This is a genomic window from Limosilactobacillus avium, assembly GCF_947381485.1.
In the GTDB taxonomy this organism is placed as follows: domain Bacteria; phylum Bacillota; class Bacilli; order Lactobacillales; family Lactobacillaceae; genus Limosilactobacillus; species Limosilactobacillus avium.
Genome location: NZ_CANCWN010000045.1, coordinates 1 through 10,284, shown reverse-complemented (window position 1 = coordinate 10,284; position 10,284 = coordinate 1). Strand labels below are relative to the sequence as shown.

Below are 10,284 nucleotides of genomic sequence, written 5' to 3'. Positions count from 1 at the left end.
ATTATCAAACACCTTTGGAAGTATTCATGAAGTATATTACAGATGACCAATTTCTAATTTAAATTGACATTCCGGGGGATAAAAAAACTCCCTGTTATCGTCAAGTTCATGACAATAACAGGGAGTTTTGTCTAACTAGTCCAAAGACTGGGCATAAACCAGCTCATCGGTTGAAATCTGCTCGTTTAAGGCGTTGGCCAGTTCTTGTGACAATTCGCCAGCAGCTAACTTCTGCTGGACATAGCCGTGTTCAAGCTGAAAGGCCTCAATGAACAGGCTCGTTACGACATCATTGTCGACCGTCCGATCCCGGTTGAAGAATTCCTTACGCTTGAGGTAGACTCGTTGGACCATCGCAATTTCGTTTAAATTGTTCGGATTAGAGACCGAATGGAGGTAGCGTTCCACGTTGCGGTAAACAAGCAGTTGAATCTTATTGAAGGCGGCACGCTTAGAATCAATCAGTTTTTTCTGCTTGGCGTCAAGCTTTTGGCCATGTTTTTTGAGGTAGTGCCACCGGTTAAGCCGCCACTTAAGGCGGTGAATCATTACCTTACAAAATTCCAGCAGGCCGTGCTGACCACCGCGGAGGGCCGACCGGGTGACAAACCGGGAGTAGGCCTGGGCCTCCTGCTCGGTGATTTCGCCTTCATCCGTCAGGTGGTCAATGGTTGCTAGTTCCACCTGGTGCGTCCGGTTCATCAGCTGCTTAAAGAGGTTGTTGTCAAAGTTGTGGAACTGGTGTGCCTGGGTGCTGAGCTGGTCCCTAACCATCGCCCGTTCGCGGGGATGGTTGTTATCCCCGTGAAGGTCATTGATTGCGTAGTGGACCGTGGCGGTCAGGTACTTTTGAAACTCCTCCTGGCTGTAATCGCGGGCCTTTGATGGGAGCATGATTGGGTAAACGATTGCCCCCACCAGGATACTGATTAGGATAACGAAGGCCGCAATCAGGATTATTGAGTTACGGAAGGCAAATTCGTGGTGGTTAATGATTACTGGCAGGGAGAAGGCCAGCGACAATGTGATAGTTCCGTGCATTCCCCCGATGCCCATTAGGAGGCTATCGCGTTTGAGGTGAGCCTTTTCAGAGTCGATATTGACCAGGCGGAACCGGACCCAGAGGTAGCGCATAACCGTCATAATAAGGTAAAGGCCCAGTCCAATCAACGCTAGATCGAGGAGGTTCCGGGGTGCCGTCCGTCGAATAACCTGGGGCAGCATGACCCCAAGCAGGACGAAGACGATACCGTTGAGGGAGTCGCTAACAATCGTCCAAATGGTGGTCGTTGCCATCTGGACCTTGGTGGAAGTCAGCTGGAGACGGTCGTAAAGGATGCTGTGGACAATCCCAGCGGAAACCACGGCCAGGATACCGGAGAAGTGAATTTCCTCGGCAGACCAGTAGATGACAATCGGGGTCATGACGTTAATGGGGATGACGATTGAACCGATGTCGACGTGGCGCCGCATCAATCGTTGTCGCAGGGTAATCAAGAGGTAACCGAAGATGGCCCCAAAGATGATCCCACCGAAGAAGACGTAGATGAAGAACCACAATCCGTAACCAATGGAGAATTCCCCAGACCGGTAGGCAGAGAGGGAAAGCTCCAAAAGGACAATTCCGGAAGCGTCATTGAAGAGGGACTCGTATTCGAGGGCCCCGTTGACATTTTCTGGAACGGTCATGTTTGAGGTGATTGACTTAACGGCAACCGCATCGGTCGGCGTAATGATTGCGGCCAGGATGAAGGCGAGGGCAAACGGGAAGACCGTTGGCATTGCTAGGTGCAAGATGCTCCCCGCCACCAGAACCGTTACGAGGGCCAGCAGGACGGATATTGAGAAAATCGACTTGTAGTTCCTACTTAAGTAACGAAAAGACTGATTTTGCCCATCATTAAACATTAAAGGGGCAATGACGACCATCATGAATAATTCCGGGTGCATTGTAAAGTTGGTTGCTGCCGTGGGAAGGGACGCCAACAAAACCCCCGCCAGGATTTGGTAGATTGACAGGGGAACCCGGGGAAAGATCAGGTGAATGATGTTAGCAACAACAACGGTTGCTAAGAGGAGGATGATTCCAAGTAGCAATTCCATAATTAAATACCACCTTGTGCAAAGAAAATAAAGAAGCCGGGGAATGATTGTTCCGCCAGCCACTACGAGTAATTGAGCTTATTCCCGTCCGAGAAGCATTTTTACCCCCATCGCGACATTGTAGATAAAGAGGAGGAGGGCAATCAGTAATGCGAAGGTTAACAGGATGCCGAACAGGGCACCACCATGAGCGGTGAAGTCCTGGAAGGCACTCAAGCTAAGCACGAGGATGGCGAAGATTCCGTAGATGAGCGGGAAAATTTGGCTCCAAAAAGCCTTCCGTGCGTTGGCAGTAATGGACGGCTCCTCACTTGCACGGGCAACGATCCATACGATCAGGGGGAAGATGACCGGCAAGAAGAAAATGCTGAAGTAAGAAAGCGCGTTAACAATTCGCGTTGTTAGACTAGTATTATTATCCATTTTTGATCCTTTCTTTTTCTTTATATTATGCCCGATAAATTAGGGGAGCGCAATTAATACTAGTTGGACAAGGGCCAGACCAATGATTAAAAGTAACCAGTCCCGCTTAGTAATATCAATTGGCTGGGCAACGGTCCGTGGTGCCCCCTCGACAAAGCCTTGCGTTTCCATTGCCTGGGCCAGTTGGTCCGACCACTGAATTGCGGAGAGGATGGCCTTGAAGTAGAGAGTTGGTGACCACCAGTGGAGGTTGACCCTCCGCATCTGGCCAGCAACCCGGATGGTGACGACCGCCTGCCTTATTCGGGGAACCAGGTTTAGTGCAGCCAGGAACCCGTAAGCAAACTTACTCGGGAGGTGGCAGTTTTGCTCGAGGGACCGGATCAGGGTCAGCTTATTAGTGGTGAGGGTTACCGCACCACCAACAAGGACGTAGCAGTACAGCCGACTGACCAGGACCCAGGCAAAGAAAACATTGTGCCCGGGAGAGAAGAAGGCCATGGTGACAAACAGGGCTGCAGCCGGAATTAGGGTAATTAGGGCCAGTTTAAAGACCTTGCGCGGACCGACCCGGTGGTAGACCAGGATTAGTAAGGCGCCGATGATTATTACCAGGTTTCCCGTTAGGTGGGTGGTAAAGGTTATTTCCAGGGAAATAATCAGGGCAAAGATGAGTTTGAGACTAGGATTCATGGGTCGGGGCCTCCTGGTAAGTTAGTCGGTGGTCATGGAGGATCAGGTGGAAGTCTGCTAACTGGTCAATTCGGTCAAGCTGGTGACTGATGATGAGGATCGTCTGCGGTCTTGTTGCCTGGGCAGCCTGGATAAGTTGAAAGACCGCCTGCAGGGAAGCGTGGTCTAGGCCCGCGAACGGCTCGTCGAGGAGAAGGACTTCCTGCCCCATCATGAGCATTACCAGTAGCTGGAGCTTTTTCCGCTGTCCCCCACTGAGGGAGTAGACAACCCGGTCACCAAGATTATTTAGCCCGAGGGCTTTGAGAGCGTCCTGCAGGTGGGCCTTGAAGTAGGGGTGGTGACCATTTTTGGCACTTAATTCCAGTTCCTCTTTGATTGTCACGTCGATAAACTGGTCATTGGCCCGCTGAAAGACGAGCCCGACCTCTTGCCGGTAGCGGCGGTCCTTGATGTGGTTAATTGGGTGCCCCTGGTAGTTGATTTGCCCCCGGAAGGGGATTAACTTAGTAAGGGCCTTGAAAAATGTTGACTTACCAGTGCCGTTGGGACCAGTGATTAGGGTAATCTTATCCTTAACAATTGCCAGTTGGTCGATGTTTAACAACTGGTGATTACCGCGCGCGAGGGAAACATTGTTGAGCTTAAAAGCTGTCGGGGCAGTCGGCTGGGGGGCAGCAAAGACCAGTTGACGGGTTGCCGCCTTGTCAGCAGCTGTCAGACGGTGGTGGCTAGCGGCAGACGAAAGGCCCACAATATGGTGGTCAGTGAAGTCATAGATTTGGGGCGCGAGGTCCTGGTAGCCGTGGCAGTCGTGGTCAGCAATGATTAGGGTAACCCCGTGTTCAGTTACGAGTTTACCGAGCTGCGCCATTAAAAATTGCCGGTTGGCTTCGTCGATATTGGCAAAGGGCTCGTCAAGAAGGAGAATATCCGCCTGCCGGGCGATGATGACCGCCAGGGCCACCCTTTGTTGCTGACCGCCAGATAACGAGGTGATCTTACGGTTTGCCAGGTCCGTAATCTGGCAGAAGTCGAGGGCCGCTTGAACCTGGTCGGCAATTTTGGCGTGCGGAACCCGCTGGTTTTCAAGAACGAATTCAAGCTCGTGGCGGGGGGTATCAAGGGCAAACTGGGTCAGGGGGTCCTGAAAGAGCATCCCAATCGTTGGTTGCCCATTGGGAAAGGCAATTTGCCCCCCGCTAACCTGGCCGCCATACTTGGGCAAAAGGCCCGCCAAGAGACGGAGAAAGGTTGACTTCCCGCAACCCGACGGTCCCGTCAACAAGGCGGTCTGCTGGGCAGGAAAATTAACCGTGACCCGGTCAAGAACGGGGGACTGGTGGTCAAAGGCAAATGCTAAGTTGTTGACTTCAACAATGTTCATGGTCTACCCCTTGATGACGTGTGCCCGAACCAGCATGTTGACGATCAGCTTGACCAGGATACCGGAGAAGACCAGCATGGAAACAAAGCGGACGACCAGCATGATGACCAGCATGTGGGGGGCAAAGTGACTGTAACCGTTCCGGAACCAGTCCCAACCAAAGGTAACCAGGGTGGCGAAAAGACTGGTGAGGATAACGGTAAGCCAGTTGTAAAGCTTATAGAAGGTGACGGTAAAACCTAACTCAGTGGCAATCCCTTGGACCGCTCCGGAAATTAAGTTGGCAGCGCCCCATTGGTCACCAAGAAACATCTCCACGGCAGCACCGAGAAATTCACCTAAGAAGGCGGCTCCGGGGAGGCGCAACATGAAGCCGGCGAGGGGACCGGCCATACACCAAATGCCCATCGTAATGTCATTGGCCATGGGACCATAGCCAACCGGTGTTAAGAGGACCGTTAAGCCGTTGTAGACGAAGGCCGCGGCGTAGTAAATTACGCCGAAAATAATTGCAATTAGGGCCAGTAGAATAATGTCTCGTAAATGAAAAGTTTTGTTACGCATGATAAGACTGCTCCTTGAAAGTATTAAGATTAAGGCGGTCTTAGGTAAAATAAAAGTCCCGCAATGCACAAAGCATCCGGGACGTCATTAAACGCATCGTTGATTTGATCTTACCGAATCTTCCTCCGCTGGTGTTATCCAGGTCAGGTTCAATGGGTATTATCTCAGCCAATTGGCACCCCAGACATCGTATTAATCTCACCAATGATTATAACTAAGAAAGAAAACGAATTCAAATGGGTAAAATTATTCAGATTATCGGCGAAGGAGCGTACAATAAAAATTGCTTTGAAAAAAGAAGAGGAGGGAACTATGTCTGGAATCGCCTTTTTTATTGTTATGGTTGTTATCGGGATCCTATCCGGAATTGTCAGTGCCGCGGCGGGGCTGGCGTCCTTAATCTCGTACCCATCACTATTGATGATGGGGCTTCCACCGGTAATCGCTAACGTAACCAGCGCCTGGTCGACAATCGGGAGCGCCTATAGCTCCATCGTGGCTTCGAGTAAGGAGTTGCGAAAAGACCGTAAGCAGATGTGGATGATTATTCCCCTGGTACTTGTGGGCGCCATCATTGGGGCCCTTCTCCTGTTTGCATTACCCGGGAAATTATTTCAGGAGTTAGTTCCTTTCTGCATTGCCATTGCCGGAATTATCCTGCTTTTCCCTCACCGGGCGCGGCAGGCAACGGGTGAGATGGCTGCGGATAGTCGTTCCTTGAAACGGTCCCGCCTATACACCGTCTTAACCGCCATTGGGGTCTTCATTGTCGGTGTCTATGCTGGCTATTTTAACGCCGGTGCGGGTGTTTTAATGCTGACCCTTTTGTCGGTGGTTAACCGGCAGAAGTCGTTTGCGGTCAATAACGCCCTCAAAAACGTGGCTATGACCGTCACGAACACCATTTCGGTAGCCATCTTTGCCTTTGAAACCACCATTGAATGGAGTTACATTATTCCCCTTTTCCTGGGAAATATTCTTGGTGGGGCCCTGGGGCCGGTAATTGTCCGCCACCTTCCCGGCCGCTTAATGCAAGTTCTCGTCGGGCTAGGGTCCCTCGTTTTAGCAGTTTCTTTGCTGGTCCGGAACTTTCTCTAGTTATTTAATAACTTGGCCGTGTTCTTGGGCATCCTTAGTAAAACCGGCGGGCACCTTAAGACCGAGCTTGTGGGCCTGCTTCAGGTTAAGGACTGGTTTGCCGTGGTGGTAGTCGTCAACCGCCATGTCCTGGGGCCGCTTTCCCTTAAGAATCTGCGCTGCCATTTTCCCGGTTGCTTTCCCCATCCCGTACTGGTCGAGGCTGATTGAGGCGACTCCGCCATCCTTCACCATGGTATCTGCACCGGGGAAGACCGGCTTATTGACGGCATCAGCGTTTTTAACGAGGACCTTCATTGAACCGGCGATGGTGTTGTCACACGGGACCATTACCCCATCGACGTGGCTGAGCAGGCTTTGCGAAACCTGGTTAAGGTCATTGGAGTTGGCAATTGTGGCCACCTTTAACTTGATGTTGAGCTGCTTGGCAGCGGCTTCCATTTGCTTAGCCTGGTGTTCTGCTGAGGGGTCGCTTGAGGTGTAGATTAAGCCGAGCTGCTTAGCGTGAGGAAGAAAGCGCTTGGCCAGGGCAAGTTGCTGGCGAACAGGGTTATCGGACTGGACCCCGGTGACGTTGCCTCCCGGGTGTTTCATGCTTTTAACGAGCCGTGAACCAACCGGGTCTCCGATACCGCCCATCAGGACCGGGGTGTCTTTGGTAGCGTTGGCTAATGATTGGGCGGCAGGGGTGGTAATTCCCATCACAACCTTGGCGTGGTCGTTGATCAACTTATTGGCCATCTGGTTGAGGTTGGACTGGTCCCCATTGGCGTTCTGATACTCAATCTTGATGTTCTTGCCGTTATGGTAGCCTTCCGCAGCGAGCCCCGCAACGAAGCCCTTGTAGATTTGGTCGAGGGCGGGGTGGTGCATCATGGTCAGGACGCCGACAACTGGACGGCGATTTTGCTGGGCCTTGGAAAAGCCAAGGTAGCCACCGAGAACAACAACTAAAGTAATGATGATTGTGATAATTCGTTTCATAATGAATCAACCTTTCTTGTAAAAATTAAAAGGAGCTCCACGGTGGGGGCTCCTCTTTTTTGCGCGAAAGGAAAAGACCGTACGTGGAAAATCCGTACGGACTTAATTGGTTCCTTAAAAAGCCGGTACAGATGCATTCTGCAAAACCCAGAACGCATCTGTATAGACGGCCATTCTGAGTTACCGGCTTTGCCAATTATTCAATTGTGTGAAGCGGAAACTCATGAATACTTTCTCCTTTGTTTTAACTTGCTTGTATCATAACAGGTAAATTAGTAAATGGCAAGAGAAATATTAAAATAATTTAATACAAAAAGCCACCCTCCGTAATAAGACGAAGGGTGGTGAAGGAGTGTCAAAAATTTATCCTAGTGTTCCTTGAACAGGTTGGTCAGGTGGTCCATGAAGACCTTCAAATAACGTTCCTTATCAACGTTGACGGCCACCTTGACGTTCGGGTTCGGGTCGTTGAGCTTAGCGTTGTCACCAACCGTCCGGCCGTAGAATGGGCTGTCCGGATCGTATTCACAACGCATGAACAGGCTGATCGTTTGAACGAAGGATGGGTCAATGCCGACACCAACTGCCAGTGGGTCGTGGAGGGCACAACCACGCTTATCAATGTCGAGGTTGTAGTAAGCATCAATGTAGAAGTCGGTGATGTCCGCGTATGCCTTACCAGCCTTGGTACCGAGGTCACGCCATTGCTGGGTTTCCTTCTTAGTCAAGAGGGTCCGCAGGGTGACGTCCAGGCCAACCATAGTTAATGGTAAGCCAGACTTGAAGACTTCGTCAGCAGCCTTGGCATCCTGGTTAATGTTGGCTTCGGCGGCTGGGGTAACGTTCCCGTCAACCGTCAGGGCACCACCCATGAAGGTAACATTACCAATCAAGTGGGCAATTTCAGGATCCTTCTTCAGGGCGGCTGCCAGGTTGGTCATTGGACCAGTTGGAATGATAATCAGGTCTTTGCCGTACTTGTGGGCGGCGTCAATGTAGAAGTCCACCCCGGATTCTTCTTCAATGGAGCGTTGCGGGTCTGGCAATTCAACCTCACCAATCCCGTTGTTACCGTGAATATCCTTGGAAACTTGCATTACGTCGAAGTGGTCAGATGTGCTGGAGTGGGGAAGCCCCTTGAATACCGGAATATCAGTGTGCCCTAACAGTTCCAGTAACTTAAGGCTGTTTTGCGCACAAACGTCCAGCAGGTTGTTACCGTATGAACTAACGATCCCAATCAGATCAACTTCAGGGTCAGCTAAAGCGTAAGCGATTGCTAAGGAGTCATCGACACCAGTATCTAAGTCGAGAATCATTTTTCTTTTAGCCATAATCTTGTCCCTCCAAAAAGTTAACTAAAAATTTTATCTACTACTCCATCTTAAAGTACTTTAGTGACAAAAACAATCAAGATGGTAGCGCTTTTACAAAAAGTTTAACATTGCTATATCAACACGTCAAACCTTTTACGTACAGTGATGATTAATTAATCATTCAGGGGGTATTAGTTGCTTAATACCGGTAATGCTATAATATAGTAAGCACTAAAGATGAAAGGAAATTTTAATGGCAGAGCAAAGTTATGATGTAACGATAATCGGTGGGGGGCCCGCAGGAATGTTCGCTGCCTTCTACTGTGGTTTGCACGAATTAAAAGCCCAGTTGATTGAGAGCCTTCCCCAGTTAGGGGGCCAGGTTGCCGCCCTCTATCCCGAAAAACAGATTTGGGATGTCGCGGGAATGCCCGGCGTGAGTGGCCAGGAACTGGTCGACCGCCTAAAACAACAGATGGCGGTGGCACCAGTTGACCAGTTTTTAAATGAGACGGTTGATGACGTCATCAAGGAAGACGATGGGACCTTTACGATCAAGTCCCGTCAACGGGAGTCACATTCCAAGGCAGTGATCATCGCCTTGGGTAATGGGGCCTTCACTCCCCGGCGGTTAAGCCTGGACGGTGCCGATGAGGCTGAGGGACACCAGCTACACTACTTTGTCCAACACCGTGATGATTACCGTAACCAGCGGGTAGCGGTCCTTGGGGGCGGTGATTCCGCAATCGATATTGCCCTGATGCTAGAACCCGTTGCTAAGGAGGTTAGCTTGGTCCATCGGCGTGACCAGTTCCGGGGGCTTGAACACACGATTACCCGCCTGGAGCAGTCCCAGGTCAAGGTCTTGACTCCATACCTGCCAAAGAAGATGCAGGTTGAAGACGACCAGACGGTAACGCTCAGTTTAAAGAAGCGGCGGAGCGATGAAATCAAGGATTTAAACGTGGACCAGTTGATTGTGAACTATGGTTTCACATCCAACAACGCGGCCTTGACAAAGTGGTCATTAGACCTGGCCAGTGAACACAACCTGATTAACGTTGATTCGACAATGAAAACCAGCGTGGATGGGGTGTACGCGATTGGGGACGGGGTCAATTATCCGGGCAAGGCGGCCCTGATTGCTTCGGCATTTGGCGAGGCCCCGACCGCGGTAACGGCCCTTGCTAAGCAGCTTTATCCTGATAAACACATGGCCGTGCACAGTTCCTCAATGAAGATTAATAAATAAAGATCCCAGCCTCATAGTCACGTTGTTGTATATTAACGATTACCTAATTCCGGGTGTTTCAAAGAAAAAACGGATAGCAGAATTGCATGAGTTTATGCATGGACGGGTAGTGAGAAATCATGATTATTTCCGAGGAAATAATAAGATAACCGGGACACATGTTTTCCTAGATAAGGTTATTGACAAGCTGGCTGCAAAACATTAAACTACTAGCATTGAAAAATATATTTATATTTTTGTAGGAGGCTAAGATTTATCTTGCCCCCGATTTTTTTGAAAACGGGCAAGGAGACACGCTCTTTTAAGGACGTGATGAATTGCCTATTTTTTAATCTTTCAATCGAACATACGTTTTGGAGTATGATATAATATTCTTAACAGAGAGTAGTGTTCAGATATTAATTAGCTTTGTTGACTGGCCAATGATGAAAGATTGTGGTGAAAATGGCACAAGTTATAAAGGG

9 protein-coding genes and 1 riboswitch are annotated in these 10,284 nt (G+C 50.0%); of the genes, 2 read left to right on the top strand and 7 right to left on the bottom strand.

Annotation, left to right across the window (positions count from 1 at the left end):
• Nucleotides 1–135: 135 nt before the first annotated feature.
• The 5 genes from QOS01_RS09705 to QOS01_RS09685 form a co-directional block, all read right to left on the bottom strand.
• The gene (locus QOS01_RS09705) at nucleotides 136–2,103 is read right to left on the bottom strand and encodes a cation:proton antiporter (RefSeq protein ID WP_283622178.1); all 1,968 of its coding nucleotides are present in this window, start codon (nucleotides 2,101–2,103) and stop codon (nucleotides 136–138) included.
• A 78-nt stretch (nucleotides 2,104–2,181) separates the two neighbouring features.
• Nucleotides 2,182–2,526 (bottom strand): DUF4870 domain-containing protein, encoded by a 345-nt coding sequence (locus QOS01_RS09700; protein ID WP_283622177.1) that lies wholly within the window; start codon nucleotides 2,524–2,526, stop codon nucleotides 2,182–2,184.
• 39 nt (nucleotides 2,527–2,565) lie between these two features.
• On the bottom strand, nucleotides 2,566–3,219 hold the full coding sequence (locus QOS01_RS09695) for an energy-coupling factor transporter transmembrane component T family protein (RefSeq protein ID WP_283622176.1): 654 nt from the start codon (nucleotides 3,217–3,219) through the stop codon (nucleotides 2,566–2,568).
• Nucleotides 3,209–4,606, bottom strand: coding sequence for an ATP-binding cassette domain-containing protein (locus QOS01_RS09690; protein WP_283622175.1), 1,398 nt, complete (start codon nucleotides 4,604–4,606; stop codon nucleotides 3,209–3,211). Before QOS01_RS09690 ends, QOS01_RS09695 begins: the two co-directional genes overlap by 11 nt.
• Before the next feature lie 3 nt (nucleotides 4,607–4,609).
• The gene (locus QOS01_RS09685) at nucleotides 4,610–5,170 is read right to left on the bottom strand and encodes an ECF transporter S component (protein ID WP_283622174.1); all 561 of its coding nucleotides are present in this window, start codon (nucleotides 5,168–5,170) and stop codon (nucleotides 4,610–4,612) included.
• Nucleotides 5,171–5,273: 103 nt separating this feature from the next.
• Nucleotides 5,274–5,363, bottom strand: a riboswitch (TPP riboswitch).
• Nucleotides 5,364–5,482: 119 nt separating this feature from the next.
• Between QOS01_RS09685 and QOS01_RS09680 the strand changes: the two genes are divergently transcribed.
• On the top strand, nucleotides 5,483–6,268 hold the full coding sequence (locus tag QOS01_RS09680) for a sulfite exporter TauE/SafE family protein (RefSeq protein WP_283622173.1): 786 nt from the start codon (nucleotides 5,483–5,485) through the stop codon (nucleotides 6,266–6,268).
• Here the strand turns inward: QOS01_RS09680 and trpX are convergent, their stop codons facing one another.
• Together trpX and QOS01_RS09670 are read right to left on the bottom strand one after the other, a co-directional pair.
• On the bottom strand, nucleotides 6,269–7,252 hold the full coding sequence (trpX, locus tag QOS01_RS09675) for a tryptophan ABC transporter substrate-binding protein (protein WP_222258186.1): 984 nt from the start codon (nucleotides 7,250–7,252) through the stop codon (nucleotides 6,269–6,271).
• A gap of 368 nt (nucleotides 7,253–7,620) precedes the next feature.
• Nucleotides 7,621–8,586 (bottom strand): nucleoside hydrolase, encoded by a 966-nt coding sequence (locus QOS01_RS09670; RefSeq protein ID WP_283622172.1) that lies wholly within the window; start codon nucleotides 8,584–8,586, stop codon nucleotides 7,621–7,623.
• 235 nt (nucleotides 8,587–8,821) lie between these two features.
• On the opposite strand from QOS01_RS09670, the gene QOS01_RS09665 reads away from it, so the two are divergent.
• The gene (locus QOS01_RS09665; protein WP_222258185.1) at nucleotides 8,822–9,820 is read left to right on the top strand and encodes an NAD(P)/FAD-dependent oxidoreductase; all 999 of its coding nucleotides are present in this window, start codon (nucleotides 8,822–8,824) and stop codon (nucleotides 9,818–9,820) included.
• Nucleotides 9,821–10,284 lie beyond the last annotated feature (464 nt).